Below are 25838 nucleotides of genomic sequence, written 5' to 3'. Positions count from 1 at the left end.
AAATATAATTATTTATTTTTATTTTGTTCCTACTATAATTTTCTTTTCAACAGAAACAGCATCACTTGTAACTACTTTTACAATATAAACCCCATCACTTAAAACATTTGTTGGAATTTCAATTAAACTATTTTTTCCTAAATTTTTCTTAGAGATGATTAATTTTCCAGATACATCGAATACAGAACAAGTAGCAATTTCTTTAGCTGAATTATTCACGATATTCAACATAGAAGTAGTATTATTTTGAAATATATTGAATGAGTTTGCAACCAAATTTAAATCGTTATTAAGTAAAACATCATAGTTTTTAAAAGTGATTTCATATTGAGAAACATTTTCGCCTGCAGCAACATTCAAATTACAAAAACCATTTGTGATATCATGATACAAACCAGATATTTTATCATGTAGATACACCTCATTTGAATCATAAAAATTAATCAATTCCGATACTTTTACTTTGTAAGTTGCATTTTCTGCCGCTTTAAAAGCAATTGGAATTCTTTTATCAGAATGAAATGGCAGCGTTGTAATTACAGCTTTTTTGGTATTTTCATTTTGATTAAAATAAACTAAATTAGGACTAGTTGTATCATCTGGAGCTATAGCATCATAACCAATATCGTAACCATCGGTAGTGTTTGGATTAAAAGCCATTACAACTTCTCTTGATTGTGTATCATTTAAAACAACTTCCAATTTAATTTGAGGCACAGGTAATTTAGAAATTTGTGTATAGTCTAAGCCCGCAACGTTTGGAATGTCTTCCCAATTTTGAGAAGTAGAAACCGAAGTTGATGTTACCAAAGCATTTCTTTCAAAAGTAGATTGATTAGACAAACCTTCTCTAACAAAAACTCTGTATAAATTTTTCATAGTTACAGATCCTGCCGCAACACCTTCCACCATAAAACCTTGCCCTATTGGAGAAAATTGTCTTCTAAAATCCGAACCTGTTGATGGTCCAGTTGTATTAACAGTACCTGATGCGTTATATGTATTCCAAGTTGCTGAAGCCCAAGTACCTGGAGTTCCAACATTCGAACCATTTGCTACATAAGTACCATAACCGCCTACATACGTATTTAGGTTGTGTGAAGCACCTGATTTACTATGCTCCCAGAAATAGGCTTCACCCCTAATTACATTAGGATTACCACCTGCAGAAACAACTCCAGTAGAAGCATTGAAAGAACGTCCACTATTTTCAATTAAAAACATATTTAAATTGATTGCACTTGGATAAGGATTACCAATTAAAGTTCTATTACCAGTAGAAACCGCTACAATAATATTTCCATCATTAGGTCTCCCTCTAAAATCATATCTTTGTGCCAAACCTGTTTTATTTGCTACACCATCGGCGTCTACAACTAAAGCATCTGTTCCAGATGTCCCTTTCATTGTGAAACCTTCACCTGGATTTAAAGTTGTAGTATTTCCTACAAACTGCCAATTTGCATAAACTGGAGTTTGATTGACAAATTTCCATATCCAATAAGGTGCAATTTGTATTGTTCCACCAACACCACCTGTAGCAGTACCATTATAATTACCTAATGGTAAAATTTCTGCAGAAGTTGATGAAATTAATCCTGTTGGTCTATTAAATAATGAAATACCAAATGGATTTCCAGCAGCACCAGATCCTACTGGAGAACACCAATAATTATATTGAAAATTATTAACTGTACCTTCTTGAAAAACAGATAGAGCTCCTGTTCCTGAATTTGATGAACTACCAGTACCTCTCTGCAATAACTGAGAAGTATTTCTTAAAAAAATGTTACCAGTGTTATTTAAATTTACATCTTGTGTAACCGTTATAAATTGATTAGTAACAAAAACATAAGAACCATCTCTTACAAATAACTGAGCACTAGCTACATATGTTGAAAAAAGCAAGATACCTGAAAGTAATATTTTTTTCATATTTTAGTATTATTACGACTTGGTTTAAAATCAAAAGTACGATTAATTTATTATATTTTAAAGTTTTATTAAAAATATTTTAATTTAAAAATATATTTTTTTTTGATATATGTATTTATATGTTAACATTTTACGATATCAAAAATGCATTAATCATAAGTAAATCTATCATAAATATAAGAAAAACATCAATTGGGTTTATTATAATGATAAATTTTAATCTACAAAAAAGAGAGTTTTTTAGTAAAAAAAGATAAAAAACAAAATAAACACAAAATTTTAACAAAAAAAAACAAGTATATGTTGTTAAATTTGGTTTTTATTTAATAACTTTGAATAAACACATATTGTTCTAAAATAAAAAACAAACCCAAATGCCCCCGCGTATGAAAAAAAAATACACCTTCCAGGTTCCATGTAATTTTTTCTTAAAAACACTAGATTGGAACATATTCAAACCACAAATTAACATCTTATTCTTTTTAATTTTCGTTCTATTAGGAACTATAAAATCTTACGGTCAATCACCTTTTATAGATAACACACCTAACGGAACAGAAACTTTTGTTGTTCCTGCAGGTGTAACCTCAATTACAGCCTCTGTATGGGGTGCTGGCGGTGGTGGTGGTGGATCTAGCCTTAATGGAGAAGGTGGATCCGGTGGTGGTGGTGGTGGTGCCACAACACTTACGATCGCTGTAACTCCTGGCGATGTTTTCACCTATACTGTAGGAGCTGGAGGACCCGGAGGTCTTGCCAATGCAACACTCGCAGGAAATGGAGGGAATTCAACTTTTATCAATATTGGTTTAGGAATAAACCTACTTGGAAACGGAGGTACTGGTGGCGCAAGAAATAGAGGTGCTGCGGGAACAGGCGGAACTGCAACAGGTGGAATCATAAATTCCTCAGGACAAAACGGAACAATAGGAGACGCATCTGGACAAGTAGGTGGTAATTCCGGAGTCGTGATAGGGATATTTGGAGGTGGAGGTGCTGCCGTTACAAACGCTACTGGTTCTAATGGAACCGTACCTGGCGGTGGAGGTGGTGGTGCTGAAAGAACCGGAGGTGGGTCAAGAAATGGTGGTAACGGTGCTAATGGTGAAGTTCACATCACATTTACTTGTCCTTTAATTTCAGCTAATGCAGGAGCAGATCAAAATCTTGGGACATGCATAACTACTACAACTTTAACAGGTAGCGCTATACCAGCCGGAATGACTGGCACATGGTCTATTGTCACAGGACCAGGAACAATAGCTTCCCCAAATTCTGCTACAACAGCAATTTCAAATTTAGTACCTGGTACTAGCACAACATTTCGTTGGACTATTTCTAATGGTTCATGCGGATCGGTTTTTGACAATATAGTAGTAAATACTCTATCTGGACCTGCTTGTTCACCATATTGTTTGAATACATATACAACTGCAGTTCACCCAATTACAAATGTTACATTCTCAAACATCATTAACAATACCTCAAATGTTGTAAACGGAACACCTGATCATGAAATATTTTTTATGCCTGTAGGACAAACTGAAAGAGGTGAAATTTACCAACTTTCAATGTCAGGCAATACAAATGGAGCTACTGAACACTCAGTTATAGCTTTCTTTGACTGGAATAAAGATGGAGATTTCATTGATGCAGGTGAATCATTTGGCATGGGATTAATTGATAATGTCACTTTCAATACATCCATATATGTTCAAGTTCCTCTAACAGCTTCTTTAGGACAAACCAGAATGAGAATTGCCATGCACAACAACAACATGGCTTACCCAACAGCTTGTCAAGTAGGAGCAAGAACCGGACAATCAGAAGACTATATAATAAATATAAACCCAGAAACATGCACTAGTCCGACAGCAGGATTCTCATTTACAGCAGTTACTGGTACAACAGCAACAATAAGTTGGACAGCCGCAACACCTGCACCTGCTAACGGATATGACCTTTATATTTCACCTATAAATACTGCGCCTAACCCATTACCTCCTCTTGAAACCATTCCAACAGTAAACGACTTAGCCTCACCATATAACGCAACAGGACTTACTCCTGGTGTGAGGTATTATGTATGGATAAGAGGAAATTGCGGAAGTGGCGATTATGGTGTTTGGAATAGTATGGGTAACTTCATTACTACTTTAACCAATGACACTTGCGCAGGAGCAATAGTAGTACCTGTAAATGCAGGAACAAATTGTGATGTTGCAGTTGAGGGAACATTAGAAAATTCTGTTACACCCAATGCTACTATTTGTGGCTCAAACAACAATGTAGATGTTTGGTATAGATTTACAGCAACTGCTGTTACACATAGAATTACAGTTGTTCCACAACCTTTTATTGATTATGTAGCTTCAACCATAACAGATGCAAATTTAAGATTTCAAGTTCTTTCAGGAACTTGTGGCACTCCAGTAAGCGTAGCATGTGTAAATAATAATGCAAATAGTACTGAATCACAATCCATTGGTGGCTTAGTTATTGGTACCTCTTATTTTATTAGAGTACACAGTTCAGGAGCAAATAGAACAAAATTTACAGTTTGTGTAACAACCGGAAACGCAACACATAGTAGCAATTCAGCTGCACCCGCATCCTATACTATTCATCCAACTGCTGGATTCAGCAATAGATTTATTCAAGACTATAATACTACAGGAACTTTAACTAACACGGTTAATATGAATACCGGAAGAAGTATTACAGGTTACAAAAATTACACAGGATTAACAGCAGCTGTAGGAGTTGCCGGAGGTGGTATAAACGTTGACCTAGGCTTGAGGGAATCAAGGCAATTAATAAAAGCATGGGTAGATTGGAATAGCGACGGATTATTTGATGATGCTACAGAAACGGTTTACAATTCTTCTGGGATATTATCAATAGCGACTTCATTTGGATTTGTAATTCCAGGACCAACTGCCGTAGGAAATTATAGATTTAGAGTGAGATCAACAAATTTCAACAGAACTTACACACCTGCTATTGTAACTAATTTATTACCATATGGATTTACAGTTGATGGAGAAACGGAAGACTACACCATTAGCGTAATTCAAGATTGCGTACACCAAATAGCAACTGTTACAGACAACAGTAGATGTGCTGCTGGTACTGTAACATTAAACGTAACAACAAATGGAGTACCGCCCGCAACACATGTAAGATGGTATGATGCTGAAGTAGGCGGAACATTACTAGCTACAACTAACGTTGTTGCTAATGCTTCTTCATGGACTACTCCAATTATATCAGCCACAACCGAATATTGGGTTACGGCCTTTAATACCGTTGGAGGTTGTGAAAGTTTATATAGAAAGAAAATCATTGCAACAATCAATCCAGTAGCAAATATGTTTATTACTCCTTCTACACCTGAAGTATGTGGAGAAAATAATATCATTTCAATTACAGCAGCTGGAGATTATGTTGTTGATTATTTAATTGATGAAAATTTCAACACAAACTTAGGAGCTTTAACCTCTGTAATAATCGGTGGAGCTGGCGACGCCTTAACAAGATGGCAACGTCAAGTAAGTCCATACGTTCCAGCAGGTGGAGTTTGGAAACCAGCAATTATTTCCAGAAGTGCTGGCGATGGTTTCGCTATGGCTACATCTGACTATAACTTAGACGTAAACACTGCATTAGAATCTATAATTTTAGATTCTTCTCCATACTCAGATTTAACTCTAACATTCAGACATTACTACTCTTACTATGGTGTTCCATATGACGTGGGGTATGTTGAAGTATCAACAGATGGGGGTACAACCTACATTCCTTTACAGACTATAGTAGCAGATGATGGACAAGCAAGTAACTTTGTTTCAGAAACAATTAACATGAACGCTTATATCAATCAAACTAATTTAAAAGTTAGATTTAGATATAATGCTAAATTTTGTGACGGTTGGGCAGTTGATGATGTTAGGCTATACGGTACTAAACCACTGAGTACTTCATTTACTTGGGGCGGTGCTCCAATAGATGTATTTATAGACCCTGCTTGTACAATTCCATATGTTGCTCAATTAGTACCAACAGTCTATGTTAGACCTACTCCACTACAATTAGCATCAACAAGTTGGTCATTTACAGCAACAGCAACTTTAAATAATGGATGTGCAGTTTCCATACCGATTACTATTGAAAATAAAACAAAACTTTGGAAAGGTACTGTAAATACAGACTGGAACGACGCAAATAATTGGGAACCTGCAGGTGTTCCGGATGCAAATACTTGTGTTATTATTTATGACGGACCAAATGACTCAAGAATTATTGGATCATTTTATAATGCTTTTGCAAAATATGTAATTGTGAGACCCAATGGAGATTTATTAGTTAATAGTAACAATACACTTACAATTACAGACAATCTTAATGTGGAAGTTGGTGGTACCGCTACTTTTCAAAATGGATCTAGCTTACTTCAAACTAGCAACATGCCTAATATAGGCAATATAATTTATAGAAGAACTACAAATATTAGAAGATTAGATTATGTATATTGGTCTTCACCTGTTGCTGGTTTTTCTAACAGTGCAGTTTCGCCCGGAACACCATTGGGCTTCCAATTAAAATGGCTTCCAACTACTGGTGGCATAAACAATTTCGGAAATTGGACAAATGCGAATGAAACGATGGTTCTTGGGAAAGGATATGCTATCAGAGGAGACAATAGTCTTCCTAACTCAACTTTTACTAATTATACAGCTTCTTTTGTTGGTGTACCCAATAACGGCAACATTACAATCCCAATTAGTAGAGGAACTTGGAATGGCGGCCCTTATTCCACAGGCGTTTCTTCAACTTTAGGATTAAATGAAGACGACAACTGGAACTTGGTAGGAAACCCATTTCCATCAGCTATCGATGCTATAGATTTCTTAACTTTAAATACAAATATTGAAGGCTTTGTAAATATTTGGACTCATGGAACTTTACCTTCAAATGCAATTTCAGATCCTTTCTATGCAAATTATGTCTTTAATTATACTGCAACCGATTACATTACTTATAATTCATTAGGCGCATCAAGTGGTCCCGGAACATTCAACGGATATATTAATGCTGGGCAAGGATTTTTTGTTTCAATGAGACACGGTTCAGCAGCTACAACTGAAAATTTAATATTTAATAATTCACTTAGAAGTAATGGATATAACAATAATCAATTTTACAAAACAACTGGTAATTCAAAATCACCACAAACTAAAAGCATAGAAAAACACAGAATTTGGTTTGATTTAATCCCACCAACAGGTTCAAGTGTAAGAGCACTATTAGGGTATTCCGAAAATGCAACTAACGATGTCGACAGATTATTCGATGCTTTTTCAAACGAAAAATTAAGTCTAAACATTTTTTCTATTACCAACAATGAAAAAATGTTAATTCAAGGTAGAAAATTACCTTTTGACCCTAAGGATGAAGTGAATATCGGTGTTACAATTCCGCAAGATGGCCTTTATAAAATTGCTTTAAGTGCTGTTGACGGATTATTTTTAGAAGCTAACCAAAATATATACTTAGAAGATAAATTAATAAAGGTCATTTACAATTTAAAAGAAGCTCCTTATTCGTTTATTGGAAATAAAGGAACAATCTCTGATAGGTTTGTTATACGTTTTGAGAAAGATAATGAAACTTTAAATACTAATGAACTTCCAAATTTGATTCAAGTATATGATAATAAAGTATTAACTGTAGCATCTGGCAAAATGAAAATTAAAAAAATTGAAATTTTCGATCTTTTAGGGAAACAACTATTTTACAAAGATAATATTGATGATAAAAATATAGAAATCAACTCCCTGATCAGAACAAACAGTTTAATTGTAGTAAAAATAGTATTAGAAAATAATACAGAAGAAATTAGAAAAGTACTTTATTAAAAAATTATTTCAAATTAAAAAAAAGACTTCTATAAATTAATAGAAGTCTTTTTTTGTGCCAATAAGTGAAAATAGTGATAATTTAAAAAAAAATCAATCTAACATAAAACAAAAAAAAAACAAATTAATCAAAAAAACACCAAAAAATTACACTATTATTTGTATTTTATACATAAAATTATACATTTGCATATATTTATCATAAAACCCCCCAAATATGAAAAATTTATTACTCTCAACTTTACTAGTTGGCACCTTTTATATGGGCCATTCTCAAGTAGGTATCGGAACTACCGCACCAAACGGAGCATTAGATATCAATTCAACCACACAAGGTATGGTGCCACCAAGAGTAGCCCTAACTTCAACAGCTTTAGCAGCACCAGTTGTAAACCCTACTGGCGGACCTTTAGTAGCTGGTACTTTAGTTTGGAATACTAACACAAATTCACCAACCGTTGCTACTGCTGTAGCGCCTGGAATGTATTATTGGAATGGAACCCGTTGGATTTCATTAGCCGGATCACCAGGTGGATTAGATTGGTCTATTATTGGAAATGGAGGTATCGATGGAGGTACTGCCACTACTGGTGGAACACACTTTCTAGGAACTTATGACAATACCAATATGGATATCAGAACTAACGGATTACACAGAGCACGTGTTTCTGCTCTAGGTGAATTTTTTATTGGAGCATTCAATACGGTATTACCAGGAGATTTAATGAACGGTGTTAGTTTAGGCAATGCAACTTTCCCTTTCGCAATTAATGGGTATACAGACCAAGACGGAGCAGCAACCTACGGACTTGTACAAGGTGGAAATACTGCTTTTGCAGGTGTACAAGGAGAATACGAAGGTACAAACTCTGCAGGACCAGGAGTAAGAGGTTTAAGTAATTCAACTGGAGCCGGTTCAACACTAAATGATTCAAATACAGGTGTTAATGGACAATTAGGTACCACTTCTGATTTTGCTTTTGGTATTAAAGGACAAACTACCGGAAATACCGCTAGAGTTGTTGGAGGTGTTATGGGAATAAACAATACTAATGGAACTTATGGGATTTTAGGTTACGAAAGAAGTAATGGTAACAATATTGGAGTATTAGGAAATACGGCTTATACAAATGCTACTTTTAAAACAGCTTCACAAGAAAATAATTCTTCGATAGGTTTAGCAATTAATGGCGGCTTTTTAGGCGGTCATTTAAAAGGGAATCAATACGGTTTAATTACGAAAGGAGATATAGTAGGTCAGTATACAGATGGTTCATCAATTTCCAACAAAGGATATGCAGTGGTAAACACAAATTCAAATGGTGAAAAAGTTGCCACTTACGTCCCTACCTCTACAACTGTTGATGTTTCCACAAAAGGAACAGGAAAATTAGTAAATGGAACAGCAAGAATATATTTTGACAAGAATTACGCCAGCTTAACAGATAAAAACAAACCTACAATCGTTACTGTATCTCCAATGGGAGAAACAAAAGGTGTTTATGTATCTGAAGTTACTGCTGATGGTTTTGTAGTTAAAGAAAATGGAAATGGTAACTCAAATGTTTCTTTTTATTGGATTGCGATTGGAGAAAAAAATAACGCTCAAGCAATGAACGTTCCATCTGAACTACTAACAAAAGATTTTGATGCCAATTTAGACAACTTTTTAACTATCGATGAAGAAGCAAAAGAAACTTCTAAGGCTATGTGGTGGAATGGTACTTCATTAGAATTTGGAAAAATAGCACCAAAAGAAAGTCACGAAGGTACAAACATTCCTGAATTAGCAAAAAGACCGAAAACCAAAAAGAAAGAAGAAGTAAAAAATTAATAAAATCACTAATAATTTCAAAAGCCTTAACATATGTATGTTAAGGCTTTTTTTTTGTACAAAAAAGTAATTATTTAACATTATTTTATAAATAATTAAAAAAAATAGTAAAAAAAATACGCATTATAACCCATAAAGGTGTTTTTTGTCGATAAAATGTGTTTTGTATCGAAAAAAATACACATTTAATACCAAATATGTTTAATTTTTATATATTGCTCAAAGAATATACAATATAAATTAAAATAATTTAATTAATCAAATAAAAAATAATTAATTATTTGACAAATACATAATAAAAATAAAATGAGAACGACCCCCCCTAGTTTGAAACTCGTACTACATGTACTACTTGTATTATTATCATTTATTAGCACTAAAACTTATGCCCAAGGTGCTAATTGTGCTGCTGCAACACTGCTAACCGTTAATGCAGCTCCGATAACAGGCACTATAAGCGACGCAACAGTAAACGATCCAGCAGCTGCAGCATGTGCCGGAGGTGGTGTTTCTAGAGACGGATGGTATCGATTTGTTGCCACAAATACTACAGCCACAGTAACAGTTAGTTCAACCAACAGACAATTAGTTATATATGCTTACTCTGGAATATGTACTGGCTTGACTCAAATTAATTGTGCAAATACTAATACCGCTGCTGGCGCACAAGTTGAAACCATGAACCTAACAGGTTTAACAGCCTTAACAACTTACTACATTAGAGTTGTCAATTCTGCAAATAACAACATGAACTTAGATGCTGTTAGTGTTAGTAGTCCTCCCTCTAATAACACATGTGCTAGTGCAACAAATCTACCTTGTGGCACAACAAATCTAGCAGGTACAACTGTAGGCACTACAAGTATTACTAATAACACAGGTTGTTCTATATCTGATTATGGAGTTTGGTATACTTTCGTTGGTGATGGACAACAAACCACTATAACTTCTACTGCAGGAGCAGGTTATGATCACGAAATGTCTGTTTCATCAGGAAGTTGTGGTGCTTTAACCAATTTAGCATGTGAAGATTCAGGATTGAGTGGTGGCGTAGAATCATTTACTTTTACTACTGTAGCTGCAACAACCTATTATGTTTATATTGCAGATTATGCATCAGGCAGTACAACTACTGGAACATTTACGATCTCAAGAAGTTGTGCTCCCGCACCTGTCCCACCAGCAAATAACTTATGCACCAATGCAACTGTTTTACCTTGCGGAACAACAAACTTAGCTGGTACAACTGTAAATACTGCAAACATAGTACACGGATCTGGATGTCTTATGTCTAATTATGGGGTTTGGTATACCTTTGTTGGAGATGGAAACCCTACAACCATAACTACAAACCCTGCCTTTGATATCAAATTATCAATTTCTACAGGAACTTGTGCTTCAATGACAAATATAGTTTGTACAGATATATCGCCAGAAACTGCAACATTTACAACAGTTCTAGGAACTACTTATTATGTTTATGTAGCTTACTGGACATCAGGAACTACAACAGGAACTTTTACAATATCAAGAAGTTGCATAACTTGCGCTCCTCCTACCGCTACTGCTGCAACAAATATAACTTTTACAACCGCAACAGTAAATTGGACAGCACCAACAGCTTATACTCCTTCAAATGGCTATCAATATGCCATAACTACAAGCGCAACTCCTCCAGGTTCTGGAACTGCAACTACAGCAACATCAATAAATGCTACGGGTTTAACAGCTAATACTTTATACTATTTACATGTTAGAAGTGATTGTGGAGCCATCAACGGATTTAGCACATGGAGTACTATAAGTTTTACTACTGGTTATTGTTCATCAACGTCAACTAGCACTGGAAATTATATTAGCAATTTCACAACAGTTGGTGGAACAGCTAATATAACAAACGCTACAGGTTATTCTGCTACAGGTTATGGTAACTTTATTGGACTGGCTGTAAGTAAAGAACAATTGGGATCAGTAAGTTTTTCTACAACTTTAGTTGGAGGTTCGTCTGGTTTTAACATTTGGATAGATTGGAATAATGATTTTGATTTTAATGACGCAAATGAATTAGTATTCGCCTCAGGTAATTATGTTACCGCTGCATCAGGAACATTTACTGTACCTATTACAGCTACAATAGGAAATCATAGAATGAGAATTAGATCCGATTTTAATTCGACTAACCCATCTTACTGTGGATCCATATCAGCTGGAGAAACTGAAGATTATACATTTACAGTATTAGCTCCGTTACCTTGTAGTCAGAACCCATCTGCAGTAACTTCCTATTTAAATTCACAAACATCTGTTACATTAAGTTGGTCAGCAGCAGCTCCTGTTCCAGCTAGTGGCTATCAATATTTTAATACAACAAACGCAAACGCACCTTCAAATGCAACAGCTCCAACAGGAGCTACAGCATCTACGGTTACATCTGCTACAATAACAGGATTAACACCTGGTACTACTTATTATTTTTGGGTAAGATCTAATTGCGGAGGCACTGGTTCTGGTACTTGGATTGGTCCTACAAGATATACAATGCCAACTTGTGCAGTAGGTCCAGGCACTGGCACAACTTCTTTGGGATGTCCTCAAGTAGTTTCAGGAGGATTAGGATTAAATGGTGCCGACCCTGCGAGTATTGCATGTGGTGCAGGATCGACTTGCACGGACTTAGAAGCAAGTTATTTATCAATAGGAAATACAACTAGTTACACTGTACAATCTATACCATATGCACCACCTTATCAATTCAATTGCTTAAGAAATCAATTGAATGTAACATTAGATGATAGATGGTCAGATGTTGTAAATTTACCTTTTGATTTTTGTTTTTATGGCACAAATTATAACCAGTGTTTGATTAGCGCCAATGGAGTAATTACATTTGATTTAGTAAATAACCAACCTTTAGATTTTTCAACTTATGTAATAGATGATAACTTACCTAATCCAAACTTATATTTAAGTTCTATATTCGGAGTTTATCAAGATATCAACCCTGCTCTAGGTGGAGAAATAGGGTGGGAATTAATTACTTTAAATACAGGTTGTAGAGCTTTAGTAGCCTCTTGGAGCAATGTCCCAATGTTTAGTTGTACCACAAATATTTATCGTGGAATGATGATTTTATATGAAAACACAAATATTATCGAAGTATATATCAACAACAAACAAATTTGCTCTACTTGGAATGGTGGAAATGCAATTGTTGGAGTACAAAACGGAAATGGTACCATAGCAACAGTAGCACCAAACAGAAACGGTTTATCTGCAGATTGGACAGCAACCAATGAAGCATGGAGATTTACACCATCTGGACCATCAATAAGTACAATTACTTGGTATGAAGGATCAGGAACATCAGGACCAGTTGTTGGAACTACAGACGTTATAAATGTTTGTCCAGCTACAACTACAACTTATACAGCAGAAATTGAATATAGTTTATGTAATGGAACTTCCTTAATAGAAACTGACGAAGTTACTGTAACCGTATCTGGTAATAAAATTTGGGATGGCTCTACTAGTACCGATTGGAACGTTGCTTCTAACTGGACACCAGTTGGGGTACCAACTAGTACAGATTGTGTTGTGATACCAGATGTTACAAATGATCCAGTTATTGTTGGAACTAATTTCAATGGTTTAGGAAGAAGTTTAGCTGTAAATGCCAATGCATTTTTAAACATAACCGCTTCTAACTCTGCAACTATCACAGATGCCATAAATGTTAACCCAACCGGAACATTAATTGTACAAGATGATGCTAGTATTATTCAAACCAATAACGTTCCAAATGTTGGAAACATACAATATAGAAGAACTGCTAATGTAAGAAGACAAGACTATGTGTATTGGTCTTCACCAGTTGCTGGTTTTGCTAATAGTGCTGTATCTCCAGGTACAGGTTTAGGATTTCAATACAAATGGACACCAACCATACCTACAAATACTAATTTCTTCGGAAATTGGGCTTTTGCAAACGAAACAATGGTTATTGGAAAAGGATATTGTTTAAGAGCTCCTGATTCATTCTCTTATTCAGTAGCAGCAAATTATACAGCAACTTTTATCGGCGTTCCAAATAATGGTAATATTGTTGTGCCAATTAGTAGAGGAACTTACAATGGTCCTAATTACTCAACTGGAGTCTCAACAACATTAGGAACTCAAGAAGATGACAATTGGAACTTAGTGGGTAACCCATATCCATCAGCCATTCATGCCATTAACTTCCTAACCTTAAATACAAATATTGCTGGTTTTATCAATGTATGGTCTCATGGTACTCTACCTTCAACAGCAATTGCAGATCCGTTTTATGCTAATTATACGTATAATTACACCCCTACAGATTACATCACCTATAACGCACTTGGCTCAACACCTCCCGGTTATAATGGTAGAATTGCAGGCGGACAAGGTTTCTTTGTTTCAATGTTACATACAAGTACTGCTACAACAGAAAACTTAAACTTTAATAATTCATTAAGAAGTAGTGCATACAATAACAGTCAATTTTACAGAAATTCTTCAGAAAATAATACTACCGAAGGTGAAAGTGAAGAAAAACACAGGATTTGGTTCGATCTAGTAACGCCTTCAGGAACAAATGTAAAATCCCTATTAGGATATGCTTCTGAAGCCACAAACGAAAAAGACAGATTATATGACGCCTTCTCTAATCAAAAATTGTCATTCAATATTTTCTCATTAATTGATGAAGAACATTTTCTAATTCAAGGTAGAAAACTTCCATTCGATACAAACGACCAAGTTAAAATCGGTGTAAGTCTTCCTCAAGATGGTCTATATAAAATAGCATTAAGCCAAGTAGACGGCCTGTTTTTAAATCCACAACAAAATATCTATTTAGAGGATAAAACAATAGGCATAATATTTAATTTAAGAGAAGCTCCTTATTCATTTATTGACAAAAAAGGAACAATAACTGATCGTTTCGTAATTAGATATAAAAAATCGACAGAAAACACAATTGAGTTAACAAACCAATTGACGGTTTATGACAATTCCGTTATGACTATTGAATCTGGAAAACTAAAAATTAAAAATATAGAAATTTTTGATACTTTAGGAAAACTCTTACTTAGTAAGAACAACGTTAACCTAAATACTTTTGAAGTTAACAACTTAAACAGAACAAACAGTTTAATGATTGTAAAAGTTACTCTAGAAGACAACTCCGAAGAAGTAAGAAAAATTATTTACTAATAGTATTTTAAGAAACTCCAAAAAGACCTTTGCTTTAGATAGTAAAGGTCTTTTTCATTGGCATAAGCTTCACGCTCGAAAGAAATATTCTTATAAGCCAAATGCCAATTCTTGTATTTAACATAACCTATAAAAAATTCTGTAATATAAATAATAAAAAAAGGAAGCACCAACATTTCCAATTGCTGTCTGATATGAATTTTCTCATGATTTAATAAAACAACATCATTTCTATCCAATTTCTCAGATAAAAGTATAAAAGGAAATAAAGTTATTCCTCTCACCCATTTTGGCGTTAAATATTTAAAAACTATTACAATCATTTGATGCAAAGTTGCTAAATTTGCGAATATGAACAATGAAATAAATCCAAATAATTTAAAAGAAGGTGAAGATTTTTATTACACACCCGAAGGATACAAATGTTTTACTGAAAAATACCATTTAAAACGCGGATATTGTTGCAAAAGTGGCTGCCGTCATTGTCCGTATGGATTCGACAAAAAAACAGGAACTAATAAAAAATAAAAAGCCTAATGCGTATTGCATAAAACTTAAAGCCAAAACAAATGACTTTCAAAGAACAAATACAACAAGGTATTCCATCAGTTTTACCACAACCAAAAGTTTACGAAACTGCTATAAATCATGCCCCAAAGCGAAAAGAAATATTAACTGCTGAAGAAAAAAAATTAGCACTTAAAAACGCATTACGTTATTTCGATCCAAAACATCACGCAGAATTAATACCAGAATTTAAAGCGGAGTTAGAAACTTACGGAAGAATTTACATGTACCGTTTTCGTCCAGATTACGAAATGAAAGCCCGACCAATTTCAGATTATCCTGGAAATTCGGAGCAAGCAAAAGCTATTATGTTGATGATACAGAATAATTTGGATTATGCGGTAGCACAACATCCACATGAACTAATTACCTATGGTGGAAATGGAGCCGTTTTTCAAAATTGGGCGCAATATCTATTAACGATGAAGTACTTGTCTGAAATGACAGACGAACAAACTTTATCTATGTATTCTGGTCATCCTATGGGGCTATTCCCATCTCACAAAGATGCACCAAGAGTCGTAGTTACAAACGGAATGGTAATACCCAACTATTCGAAACCAGATGATTGGGAAAAAATGAATGCCTTAGGTGTTTCGCAATACGGACAAATGACAGCAGGAAGTTACATGTATATCGGACCACAAGGAATTGTACACGGAACAACTATAACGGTATTAAATGGTTTTAGAAAAATTAAAAAATCTCCAACTGGTGGTTTATTTGTAACTTCAGGATTAGGTGGCATGTCTGGTGCACAACCAAAAGCGGGAAATATAGCAGGTTGTGTAACAGTTTGCGCTGAAGTCAATCCAAAAATTACTCACATTCGTCATTCACAAGGTTGGATCAATGAAATTGTAGAAGACATTACACTTTTAGTGACTAGAGTTCGAAAAGCATTAGAAAATAAAGAAGTCGTTTCCATTGCATACTTAGGTAATATAGTTGATGTTTGGGAACGATTCGATCAAGAAAATTTACCTATCGATTTAGGTTCAGACCAAACTTCTTTACACAATCCTTGGGCTGGTGGCTACTACCCTATTGGTTTTACTTTTGAAGAATCGAATGAAATGATGGCCAATCAACCGGAAAAATTCAGAGAAGAAGTCCAAAAAACCTTACGTCGTCATGCAATAGCCATAAATAAACATACAGCAAAAGGAACGTATTTCTTCGACTATGGAAATGCTTTTTTATTGGAAGCGTCTCGTGCTGGTGCAGATATTATGGCAGAAAATCATATCGATTTTAAATACCCAAGCTATGTACAAGATATCATGGGACCAATGTGTTTCGATTACGGCTTTGGCCCATTCCGTTGGGTTTGTGCTTCAGGAAACCCAGAAGATTTAGCTAAAACAGATCAAATAGCTTGTGAGGTTTTAGAAGAAATGATGAAAAATTCGCCAGAAGAAATCCAACAACAAATGGCAGATAATATCCAATGGATAAAAGGCGCTCAAGAAAACAAATTGGTTGTAGGATCGCAAGCACGTATTTTATATGCCGATGCTGAAGGTCGAATTAAAATTGCAGAAGCTTTCAATCAAGCTATTGCTCGTGGTGAAATCGGAATGGTAATTTTAGGTCGTGATCATCATGATGTATCAGGAACTGATTCTCCATATAGAGAAACTTCTAACATATATGACGGTTCTCGTTTTACTGCAGATATGGCCATTCAAAACGTAATTGGAGATAGTTTCCGTGGTGCTACATGGGTTTCTATTCACAACGGCGGTGGAGTTGGCTGGGGCGAAGTCATAAACGGAGGTTTTGGCATGCTTCTTGATGGAACTAAGGAAGCCTCTAAACGTTTGGAAATGATGCTGTTCTGGGATGTAAACAACGGAATATCTAGAAGAAATTGGGCAAGAAATGAAGGTGCTATATTTGCAATCCAACGCGCTATGGCTACACAACCATTATTAAAAGTAACGCTTCCAAACCTAGTGGATGAAAATTTATTAACTTAAATACAAATGCTATGAAATTATTAAAACTACTTACCGTTTTAGGATTTTTCATCCTAACTTCTTGTGCTACTGTATCAGTAAATACAGATTACGACAAAAAAGCTAATTTTGCTTCTTACAAAACTTACGCTTTCAGCAAATCTAGCATTGACAAATTAGAAATCTCAGATTTAGACAAAAAGAGAATTCTATATGCAATTGACAACGCCATGCCTGCAAAAGGATTCACCAAATCTGAAACTCCAGATGTACTGATTAGTTTGTTTACTAAAGAACGTGAAAGAGTGGACGTTTATAACAACATGGGCTGGGGATTTGGCGGAGGTTTTGGCTGGGGCTGGGGCTGGGGACCAGGTTGGGGAATGGGTTACACCAGAACCACCACCACGCCTGAAGGAACATTGTACATCGACCTAATTGATGCTAAAACAAAAGAATTAGTATGGCAAGGTATTGGAACAGGCTATCTAACCACCAATTCTGAGAAAAAAGACGAAAGAATTGCAGAGTTTGTAGCTAAGATTTTAGAAAAATATCCGCCTATTATAAAATAAAACTATATTTTTAAAACCGCAATCACATTGCGGTTTTTTTATTCTAATTAAATACTAGAAAATATGACACAAAAATACATTTCAAAATTAGCAGTAATATTAGTCGTAATTTTAAGTTCATGTAGCGCTACTAATGACTTAACACTTCCTGTTACGCAACCAGCTCCAGTTTACATTAACAAACAAATTACAAAAATAGGAATAATTAACAGAAGCATAACTGATAAAAAATATGAAGCCATTGATGCGGTTGATAAAATTCTAACGATCGAAGGAAAAGAATTAGACAAAAAAGGAAGTCTTGTTGCAATCGAAAATTTAAAAGACGAATTATTAAAAAACAACAGGATTAAAAATGTAGTTTTAATTGATAGTATCGATTTTAAAAAATATGGAATTGATCAATTTTCAGCAGAATTATCTTGGGCAAAAATTGATGAAATTTGCAAGAAACACAATGTTGAAGCCATTTATGAACTTTCCTTTTTTGATACCGATTCTAAAATTGCTTATCGTACAATTACAAGTCAAGTTAATAACAATTTAGGCTTGAAAATTCCGATTATAGAACAAGAAGCTACGGTTTCAACACTAGTAAAATATGGCTGGCGAATTTATGACAATGTAGATAAACAAATTAGAGATGTATATTCAGACGCTACAACATTAACAACTACTGGCAGAGGAATAAATCCAATGAAAGCTTTTGAAGCAATTTTAACTAGAAAAGATGCTGTTTTAGATGCAAGTAAAAATATCGGAATCAATTATAGCTATAGAATTTTACCCTTTAACATCAGAGTTTCAAGAGATTATTATGTAAAAGGAACTAACAATTTCGAAATCGGAAAAAGAAGAGCACAAGCAGGAAAATGGGATAGCGCGGCCGAATTATGGCTTTTAGAAACCAATAATAGAGATTCTAAAATTGCAGGAAGAGCTTGTTATAACATGGCAATTATAAATGAAATTAATGGCGATTTAGACAAGGCTATTGATTGGGCAACCAAATCATATACAGATTATGGCGACAAAATTGCTTTACGATATATCAATATTCTTAAAAACAGAAAAGCAAAAAATTACCAACTCGAACAAGAAACCAATTAAGATACAAGATTTTTATTTTGCATGATAAAAATCATAAATTGATATAAAATTTATCGTAATTTTACATCAAACAACATAAAAACCATTATGGAAGCAAATTTTGAAAGTAACCCATTGATTGACAGGTTACCTAAACATTTAAAACAATTCATAATCCCACAAGATTATAACGACTACACACCTATAAACCAAGCGGTTTGGAGATATGTAATGCGTAAAAACGTAGATTACTTATCAAAAGTTGCGCACAATTCTTATTTAGAAGGTTTAGATAAAACCGGATTAGAAATAGATAATATTCCTAACATGTACGGTATGAATCGTATTTTAAAAGAAATTGGTTGGGCTGCAGTCGCCGTTGATGGATTTATTCCACCAAGTGCTTTTATGGAATTTCAAGCCTATAATGTTTTAGTTATAGCTTGCGACATTCGTCAATTAGAACATATTGAATATACACCTGCTCCAGATATTATCCATGAAGGAGCTGGTCACGCTCCTATTATTGCCAATCCAGAATATGCAGAATATTTACGTCGTTTTGGTGAAATTGGTTGCAAAGCGATTTCTTCTGCACGTGATTACGAATTGTACGAAGCCATACGTTTACTTTCCATCTTAAAAGAAGCCGAAGGAACGCCAGAAGCAGAAATTAAAGCTGCAGAAGACCAAGTAGAGTTTTTACAAAACAACATGGGCGAATTGTCTGAGATGTCAAAAATTAGAAATTTACATTGGTGGACAGTAGAATATGGTTTAATCGGAACTGTCGAAAATCCAAAAATATATGGTGCTGGTTTGTTGTCTTCTATCGGAGAAAGTGCTTGGTGTATGACAGATAATGTAACCAAAATTCCTTATGATATTTCGGCTGCAGACCAAAGTTTCGATATTACAAAACCTCAACCACAACTTTATGTCACACCAGATTTTGCACAATTAAGCTCTGTTTTAGAAGAATTTGCTAATAAAATGGCTTTAAGAACTGGTGGTTTATCTGGAATTAAAAAACTAATAAATTCAAAAAATTTAGGAACTGTAGAATTAAGTACTGGTTTACAAATTTCAGGAGTTTTTACTAATGTAATTGAAAACGAAGGCAAACCAGTTTATATCCAAACTACTGGAAAAACCGCTTTGTCTTACAGAGAAAAAGAATTAGTAAGTCATGGTACAGATGCACATCCTGACGGTTTTGGCTCGCCAGTCGGCATGCTAAAAGGGATCAATTTAGCGATTGAAGATATGGGTCCTAGAGATTTAAGAGCTTACGATATTTATGAAGGCGAACAAATTACTTTAGAGTTTGAAGGTAACATAAAAGTTTCTGGAGAAATTATTACCGGAACAAGAAATTTACAAGGTGAAATTTTACTGATTAAATTCAAAAATTGCACTGTTACTCATGGCGAAACGGTATTATTTGCTCCTGAATGGGGAATTTATGATATGGCCGTTGGTAAAAAAATCACCTCAGCTTTTTCTGGACCTGCTGATGTAAATAGTTTTGATATGATTAGCCATGTGCCTTCAAGTCATACTATCAAACAAAAAAAATCAGCAAAAAGAGAAGAATTAGAAAGTTTATACAAAAATGTCAGACTACTTAGAGAAGGTAAACCAGCTGAAATCACTTTAAAAGAAGCCTTTGGTGCCGTTACTGCTTCTCACGAAAATGATTGGTTACTTTCTGTTGAGATTGCTGAATTAGCCAAGCAAGAAAACCATTCTGACTTAATTGATAAAGTATTAAATCATTTAGAAAAATTAAAAATCAATCGTCCAGAAGTGGCCCATTTAATTGATGGTGGTTTAGAATTGATTTTCGAAAAAGCAACAGAAATCTAATTCACTTTTCGATAAATTTTACTAAAAACATCCTTGTAACTATATTTCAAGGATGTTTTTTTTAATACAACTTATGTTGTTACTTCTAGTTTATAACCCTTGCCGCGAACTACTACTAGACTTATGTTAGAGTCTTGTTCTAATTTTTTTCTAAGTTTTGAAATAAACATGTCTAAACTTCGGCCTACGATAACACCTTCATCTTCCCAGATTTCTTTTTGCAAACGACTTCTTTCAATAATTGCATTTGGAGATGAGGCAAAAATAAGTAACAAACGTGTTTCAGTTTTTGTTAAATCTACAGTAGCATCATGAAATTGCAACTCTCGTTTCTGCACATCAAATACTGTTAGACCAATATTAAATCTCTTATCATATTCTTCTTTAACTATAGCTTTTTTAGCCTTATTTCTTTTTGAAAAAATAAAACCCATACAAACTAACAAACATAAACCAGCCCATAAATATAGATAGTTTCCTATCGATTTAGGTGGCGTTTTAAATTTAACACTAATCGTATAACAAGCTTTGGGTTGTTTTCTTCCTATACAAGTTATTTGCGCATCTTTTTTATTTTTAGAAATGGTAAAACCATAAACAATGGAAGAGTTATTACAGTTCAAGACATTAACTAAATATTCATCTGATAAAACATCTTTTATTAAAAAACGCTTCGATATAGTTACTAGTGCTTCAGGTTTAAAAGTAAACGTATTTTCAAATTTAATTTGATATTCATGGTCTGATATTTTTTCAATTGGAAGTATTCTTGATGTACTGTCGCCCGATTGCAAAAGTACTTCGTGTCCTATTCTTCTGAGTAAAACTTCCCTTTTAGCCAAATCGAAAGCATCGCTACCAGTTGCATTAAATGAAGTACAAAACACAAACAATAAGGAAAATAAAATCAATCCAAAAATACATTTTCGATTCATACTATTCTGATTTAAAACAAAATACATCTGGTCAATCATTTATTTACAAAGTTTACAATTATATTTACAATTCCGATTTCACTAACCAACATAAATCAATTTATTTTAGCACTATAATTTTAAAATAATAAACTTATGAAAAAAATCATTTATGTATTATTCGCATCGCTAGTTGTGGTGAGTGCAGTAATCTTCGCAAATTACAAAATTAAAAATGAAACAAATCCTTCAGAAAAAGAGCTAACTCTAACTGAGAGAAAAATCAAAATGTTAAAAGAAAGAAAAAAATGGGAAGCTTCTCCTGATGGTATAAAGTTTAAAGAATGGGAAAATTCATCAGAAGGTAAAAAAGTAAATACGAGTTACGATAAAATAAAAAAGAACTTAAAAACATTCTCAGCTATGGAAGCTACAGTTTCATCTGTTACTTTTAAACGTGAAAACGCGAATTCATCCGGACCAAAATGGCTTTTAGTTGCTATCAATAATGAAACGTACATGCTGCAATTTATTGAAAAGGATTTTGAAAAGTTAAAAAGCTTAAAAGTAAATGACAAAATAATTCTAAAAAGTCACAGCGCCTCCAATTCGCCAAATCATCCTTATTTAATTTTATCTAGCGATTACATTTCAAAAGATAATAAGATACTTTTTCAACGAGACTTGAGTAAAAATAAAGGTTGTTAATTGCAATAATATCAGCAAACATCTAAACCTTAAATTAATCCAATTATTTCGAAGTTATGTAACAAATGTAACCGTTTGTGAAAAATCGAGTCTGTATTTTTGAAATAAAATTATATATATGGGAATTTTAGATTTTTTAGGTTTTGGAGATAAGTCCAAACAAATTGCAGAATTTACAGCCAAAAATGCAATAATAATTGACGTAAGAACGTATGAAGAATTTGCTGGCGGACATATTAAAAACTCCAAAAACATGCCTTTGCAAGTTATCGAATCAAAAATAAACGACATAAAAAAACTAAACCAACCCGTTATTGCTTGTTGCAGAACCGGAAGAAGAAGCGGAATTGCAGCTATGATTTTAAAAAAACACGGAATCGAAGCTATGAATGGCGGCGGCTGGAATAGTTTACAAAAAAAATTATAAAAGAAATCCCGATATCAATCGGGATTTTTCTTTATCGCTATTGCATCACTACATCTGTAAAACTACCATAAATTCTGGTAAGTCCTGTACCTGATCTAAATGCTTCAAAAGTTCCAGATATCTTACCACTAGCATTAGTAGTGATTACAACCTGTCCTCCAGTTGCTACATACATCGGATTAACACCTGTATAAGTAAAAAGCACACTAGAATTATCAATTGCATAAGTTCCGGGACTAGCACCTGTTAAGTTAATTTCGAATAGCGTAATATTGTTGGCATCTTTTGCAATTAGAGTATTAAAAGCAGCTGTAAAATAAGCACTACTGGCACTATTAAGAGGAGCATCTATAAGGTTTTCACGCCAAACAAAACCTGTTGGGTTTGGTGAGGTATCGTTATTATTTTCCTGATTATCATTAGAACAAGAAGCAATTACCATTGCACAAAGTATTAGTAAAATTTGAATTCCTTTTTTCATGTGTTTAAGGTTTTAGTTTTTTATAATTTTTAAAGTTTTAGATTGTAGATTTTCAGTTTGAATGTGTATTAAATAAACTCCAGATTGTACGGCTGAAAGATCCATTTCATACTGAAACGCATTACACTTTTGCTTCGAAATTTGTTTTCCATCTAATGAAAATAAGGCAATCTCATTTATTGCGTCATTTGCCGTAATAAAAACTATGTTTGAAGTTGGATTAGGAAAAACATCGAACCTAACATTAGAAAAATCTGAAAGTGAAAGTGTATTTTCTGTTAACCTCAAAATGTAAGCGTCTTTTTGCCCGTTGGGATTGGTCTTATATTGATTTGTGTTATTAGGATCTAAATCGATAGTATTATCAAAATCGCCAACGCCAATGATTTCTCCATTTGAAACTAAAATATCATTTAAAAAATTATAATCAGAAGAAGTATTTCCAACAAAACCAGCATAAGTTAGTACACCCTCATTGGTTAATTTTTGTAAGAATATGTGGTATTTGGTGTATAAATTAACTGCTAAAGGTGTTAAATTGAAAACAGCAGTACTAGGATCCATATCTACTACACCTTTAAATCTACTCACTGAATATAAATTCCCATTTTGATCAATATCAAAATCTACAAATTCATTATTCCCGTAATCGTTTTTAGCAAAATCTTTAACCCATATAAAATTCAAATTAGAATCTAATTTTACGATATAATTTTTAGCAAAAGTAGAACTGGATAAGTTGAAAGTAGCTGTTGGTGAAGGATCAAAATCATCTGTTGCTGCGTTGAACAAACCTGTTGTAAATACATTTCCACTTCCATCGATATCCATATCCAAAATTTGAGGTGTAATTCTAACCGCCTGAAGATACGAGTGATCATTTAAAGCATATTTAGCTACAAATCCATTAAATCCAGAACTAGAAACTAAATTGTTGGTTACGGTTGTAGAAGGATTAAAATCTACAGTTGCAGAAAAAGCACCTGATATGAATAGTTGATTGTTATAAACTTTTACTTTAAAAGCTTCATCATTAAATGATCCGCCAAGTTTAAAGGCTTTTAGAAAAGCACCATTAGTGTCTAATTGCCAATAAAAGGCATCACCTTGACCATTCGTACTGATAATTAAATTAGTTGAGCCAGTATCAAAGTCTGTAGAGCCTGTAAATTGTCCAACAGCATTTATTTTTCCATTTTCTTCAACATAAATAGAGTTGATAACATCAGAAGAGGTGGAACCTGTTTTTTTTACCCACAGTAAATCTATGTTTAAATTGTATTTTGCAACAAAAAAATCACCATTGCTAATTAAAGAACCTGTCGTAACCGTTTGGATATTTGTAGCAACTGATGGATCAAAATCTACACTGCCGGTGAAAGCACCTGCAAGTAATAGTTCATTATTTTTGATGACCATATCTTTTATGTCGACTAAATCATTACTGCCAATACCAACAAGGGTTTTAACTGAAATAAAATTCCTATTGGCGTCTAATTTTTGTACAAACGCTACAAGTTTATTAGTAGAAGTAGCAGTAAAGACTGCAGTACTAGGATCAAAATCGACTGTACCTATAAAAACACCACAGATGTAATAATTACCATTATCATCTTTCACTACTTTTTTCATTGTAATGTTACCATTAGTGCTTTCATAAAGTTGTGCACTATGGTACTGATATTCTTGAGCATTCGAGGTAGCGAATATCATCAAACATAAAAAATAAAAAAATGCCTTCATAATTGTAAAATTTTAAACAAATATCTAATTTATCATGAAGGCAATCCATTAGCCGAAAAGCGTATTTTTACATATAAAATTAAATTGCGCTCTCAGCAAAACGAATGGTAATCTTATTGTTTGCATACAACAATACTGTAGCTAAAACCTTAAAAGTGGTATTTTGTAATTCTATTTTTCTAGTAATACCTTTTTTTTTATCCTCGTCAGTTATAAGAGTGGATGTATTCTTACTATCATTTCTATATTTTATAATTTTAGACGACATAAAAGCAGCATTTATTTCATCCATAAGTGTTTCTGAACCTTTTTTCTGATATTCTGATACTGCATAATAAGTGGCAAAGTCGTTATACAATAAGGTTTTGAAATCTTTAATCTTCAATTTCGATTCATTTATTTCATAGCGAGTACCTTTTTCAACACCCAAATTTTCACCTTGCTTTTTATAAAAACTTGTTGTGATATAGGTTTCAATTTCATTTGAAAATTTAGCATCTAATTTTTGTGCCTGAATTGCTGCAGAGCTCAGAACAATTGAGAATAAAACAAGAAATAATAATTTTGATTTCATATTTAGTT

General features: G+C 33.8%; 16 protein-coding genes. 10 read left to right on the top strand and 6 right to left on the bottom strand.

The genetic code is table 11. The features are described from left to right. Positions 1 to 18: 18 nt before the first annotated feature. Positions 19 to 1935, bottom strand: a complete 1917-nt coding sequence (locus tag G4D72_RS01795) for a T9SS sorting signal type C domain-containing protein (RefSeq protein ID WP_166075874.1) — start codon at positions 1933 to 1935, stop codon at positions 19 to 21. 386 nt (positions 1936 to 2321) lie between these two features. On the opposite strand from G4D72_RS01795, the gene G4D72_RS01790 reads away from it, so the two are divergent. From G4D72_RS01790 to G4D72_RS01780, 3 genes are all read left to right on the top strand, one after another. Beyond that, positions 2322 to 7853 (top strand): GEVED domain-containing protein, encoded by a 5532-nt coding sequence (locus G4D72_RS01790; RefSeq protein WP_166075873.1) that lies wholly within the window; start codon positions 2322 to 2324, stop codon positions 7851 to 7853. A gap of 217 nt (positions 7854 to 8070) precedes the next feature. Beyond that, the gene (locus G4D72_RS01785; RefSeq protein WP_166075872.1) at positions 8071 to 9687 is read left to right on the top strand and encodes a hypothetical protein; all 1617 of its coding nucleotides are present in this window, start codon (positions 8071 to 8073) and stop codon (positions 9685 to 9687) included. Positions 9688 to 9993: 306 nt separating this feature from the next. After that, on the top strand, positions 9994 to 14922 hold the full coding sequence (locus G4D72_RS01780) for a GEVED domain-containing protein (RefSeq protein WP_166075871.1): 4929 nt from the start codon (positions 9994 to 9996) through the stop codon (positions 14920 to 14922). On the opposite strand, the gene G4D72_RS01775 is transcribed toward G4D72_RS01780, so the two are convergent. Then, a complete protein-coding gene (locus tag G4D72_RS01775; RefSeq protein WP_207784834.1) occupies positions 14919 to 15245 on the bottom strand; it encodes a hypothetical protein in 327 nt (108 codons plus the stop codon). The two genes, G4D72_RS01780 and G4D72_RS01775, sit on opposite strands and share 4 nt — an antisense overlap. 28 nt (positions 15246 to 15273) lie before the next feature. On the opposite strand from G4D72_RS01775, the gene G4D72_RS01770 reads away from it, so the two are divergent. The 5 genes from G4D72_RS01770 (at position 15274) to G4D72_RS01750 (ending at position 20983) form a co-directional block, all read left to right on the top strand. Beyond that, complete coding sequence (locus tag G4D72_RS01770) at positions 15274 to 15450, top strand: DUF5522 domain-containing protein (protein ID WP_166075870.1); 177 nt, start codon at positions 15274 to 15276, stop codon at positions 15448 to 15450. 41 nt (positions 15451 to 15491) lie between these two features. Next, positions 15492 to 17471, top strand: coding sequence for a urocanate hydratase (locus G4D72_RS01765; protein WP_166075869.1), 1980 nt, complete (start codon positions 15492 to 15494; stop codon positions 17469 to 17471). An 11-nt stretch (positions 17472 to 17482) separates the two neighbouring features. Further along, positions 17483 to 18025 (top strand): DUF4136 domain-containing protein, encoded by a 543-nt coding sequence (locus G4D72_RS01760; RefSeq protein ID WP_166075868.1) that lies wholly within the window; start codon positions 17483 to 17485, stop codon positions 18023 to 18025. A gap of 63 nt (positions 18026 to 18088) precedes the next feature. After that, the gene (locus G4D72_RS01755) at positions 18089 to 19135 is read left to right on the top strand and encodes a DUF6340 family protein (RefSeq protein ID WP_166075867.1); all 1047 of its coding nucleotides are present in this window, start codon (positions 18089 to 18091) and stop codon (positions 19133 to 19135) included. Positions 19136 to 19222: 87 nt separating this feature from the next. Further along, positions 19223 to 20983 carry an aromatic amino acid hydroxylase gene (locus G4D72_RS01750; RefSeq protein WP_166075866.1) on the top strand — a complete coding sequence of 587 codons (1761 nt, stop codon included), beginning with the start codon at positions 19223 to 19225 and terminating at the stop codon, positions 20981 to 20983. Positions 20984 to 21054: 71 nt separating this feature from the next. Here the strand turns inward: G4D72_RS01750 and G4D72_RS01745 are convergent, their stop codons facing one another. Further along, positions 21055 to 21918: a winged helix-turn-helix domain-containing protein gene (locus tag G4D72_RS01745; RefSeq protein ID WP_235922421.1), complete on the bottom strand. Its 864-nt coding sequence runs from the start codon at positions 21916 to 21918 to the stop codon at positions 21055 to 21057. 135 nt (positions 21919 to 22053) lie between these two features. On the opposite strand from G4D72_RS01745, the gene G4D72_RS01740 reads away from it, so the two are divergent. Both G4D72_RS01740 and G4D72_RS01735 read left to right on the top strand, forming a co-directional pair. Continuing rightward, entirely contained in the window at positions 22054 to 22605 is a 552-nt protein-coding gene (locus G4D72_RS01740; protein ID WP_166075865.1) for a hypothetical protein, read from the top strand. Between the two features lie 118 nt (positions 22606 to 22723). Next, a complete protein-coding gene (locus G4D72_RS01735; RefSeq protein ID WP_166075864.1) occupies positions 22724 to 23032 on the top strand; it encodes a rhodanese-like domain-containing protein in 309 nt (102 codons plus the stop codon). 37 nt (positions 23033 to 23069) lie between these two features. Here the strand turns inward: G4D72_RS01735 and G4D72_RS01730 are convergent, their stop codons facing one another. The 3 genes from G4D72_RS01730 to G4D72_RS01720 all read right to left on the bottom strand — a co-directional run bounded on the left by G4D72_RS01730 (position 23070) and on the right by G4D72_RS01720 (position 25830). Continuing rightward, positions 23070 to 23513 (bottom strand): hypothetical protein, encoded by a 444-nt coding sequence (locus tag G4D72_RS01730; protein WP_166075863.1) that lies wholly within the window; start codon positions 23511 to 23513, stop codon positions 23070 to 23072. A 12-nt stretch (positions 23514 to 23525) separates the two neighbouring features. Continuing rightward, positions 23526 to 25256: a T9SS type A sorting domain-containing protein gene (locus G4D72_RS01725; protein WP_166075862.1), complete on the bottom strand. Its 1731-nt coding sequence runs from the start codon at positions 25254 to 25256 to the stop codon at positions 23526 to 23528. Between the two features lie 79 nt (positions 25257 to 25335). Continuing rightward, positions 25336 to 25830, bottom strand: a complete 495-nt coding sequence (locus G4D72_RS01720; protein WP_166075860.1) for a hypothetical protein — start codon at positions 25828 to 25830, stop codon at positions 25336 to 25338. Positions 25831 to 25838 lie beyond the last annotated feature (8 nt).

The sequence above is a fragment of the Flavobacterium difficile genome (assembly GCF_011392115.1).
Taxonomy (GTDB): domain Bacteria; phylum Bacteroidota; class Bacteroidia; order Flavobacteriales; family Flavobacteriaceae; genus Flavobacterium; species Flavobacterium difficile.
This window is presented reverse-complemented; position numbering and strand designations above follow the sequence as displayed.

What these genes read in the sequence shown, in the direction of transcription:
- G4D72_RS01795 (WP_166075874.1), bottom strand. Translation starts at nt 1,935, where the DNA reads ATGAAAAAAATATTACTTTCAGGTATCTTGCTTTTTTCAACATATGTA.
- G4D72_RS01790 (WP_166075873.1), top strand. Translation starts at nt 2,322, where the DNA reads ATGAAAAAAAAATACACCTTCCAGGTTCCATGTAATTTTTTCTTAAAA.
- G4D72_RS01785 (WP_166075872.1), top strand. Translation starts at nt 8,071, where the DNA reads ATGAAAAATTTATTACTCTCAACTTTACTAGTTGGCACCTTTTATATG.
- G4D72_RS01780 (WP_166075871.1), top strand. Translation starts at nt 9,994, where the DNA reads ATGAGAACGACCCCCCCTAGTTTGAAACTCGTACTACATGTACTACTT.
- G4D72_RS01775 (WP_207784834.1), bottom strand. Translation starts at nt 15,245, where the DNA reads ATGATTGTAATAGTTTTTAAATATTTAACGCCAAAATGGGTGAGAGGA.
- G4D72_RS01770 (WP_166075870.1), top strand. Translation starts at nt 15,274, where the DNA reads ATGAACAATGAAATAAATCCAAATAATTTAAAAGAAGGTGAAGATTTT.
- G4D72_RS01765 (WP_166075869.1), top strand. Translation starts at nt 15,492, where the DNA reads ATGACTTTCAAAGAACAAATACAACAAGGTATTCCATCAGTTTTACCA.
- G4D72_RS01760 (WP_166075868.1), top strand. Translation starts at nt 17,483, where the DNA reads ATGAAATTATTAAAACTACTTACCGTTTTAGGATTTTTCATCCTAACT.
- G4D72_RS01755 (WP_166075867.1), top strand. Translation starts at nt 18,089, where the DNA reads ATGACACAAAAATACATTTCAAAATTAGCAGTAATATTAGTCGTAATT.
- G4D72_RS01750 (WP_166075866.1), top strand. Translation starts at nt 19,223, where the DNA reads ATGGAAGCAAATTTTGAAAGTAACCCATTGATTGACAGGTTACCTAAA.
- G4D72_RS01745 (WP_235922421.1), bottom strand. Translation starts at nt 21,918, where the DNA reads ATGAATCGAAAATGTATTTTTGGATTGATTTTATTTTCCTTATTGTTT.
- G4D72_RS01740 (WP_166075865.1), top strand. Translation starts at nt 22,054, where the DNA reads ATGAAAAAAATCATTTATGTATTATTCGCATCGCTAGTTGTGGTGAGT.
- G4D72_RS01735 (WP_166075864.1), top strand. Translation starts at nt 22,724, where the DNA reads ATGGGAATTTTAGATTTTTTAGGTTTTGGAGATAAGTCCAAACAAATT.
- G4D72_RS01730 (WP_166075863.1), bottom strand. Translation starts at nt 23,513, where the DNA reads ATGAAAAAAGGAATTCAAATTTTACTAATACTTTGTGCAATGGTAATT.
- G4D72_RS01725 (WP_166075862.1), bottom strand. Translation starts at nt 25,256, where the DNA reads ATGAAGGCATTTTTTTATTTTTTATGTTTGATGATATTCGCTACCTCG.
- G4D72_RS01720 (WP_166075860.1), bottom strand. Translation starts at nt 25,830, where the DNA reads ATGAAATCAAAATTATTATTTCTTGTTTTATTCTCAATTGTTCTGAGC.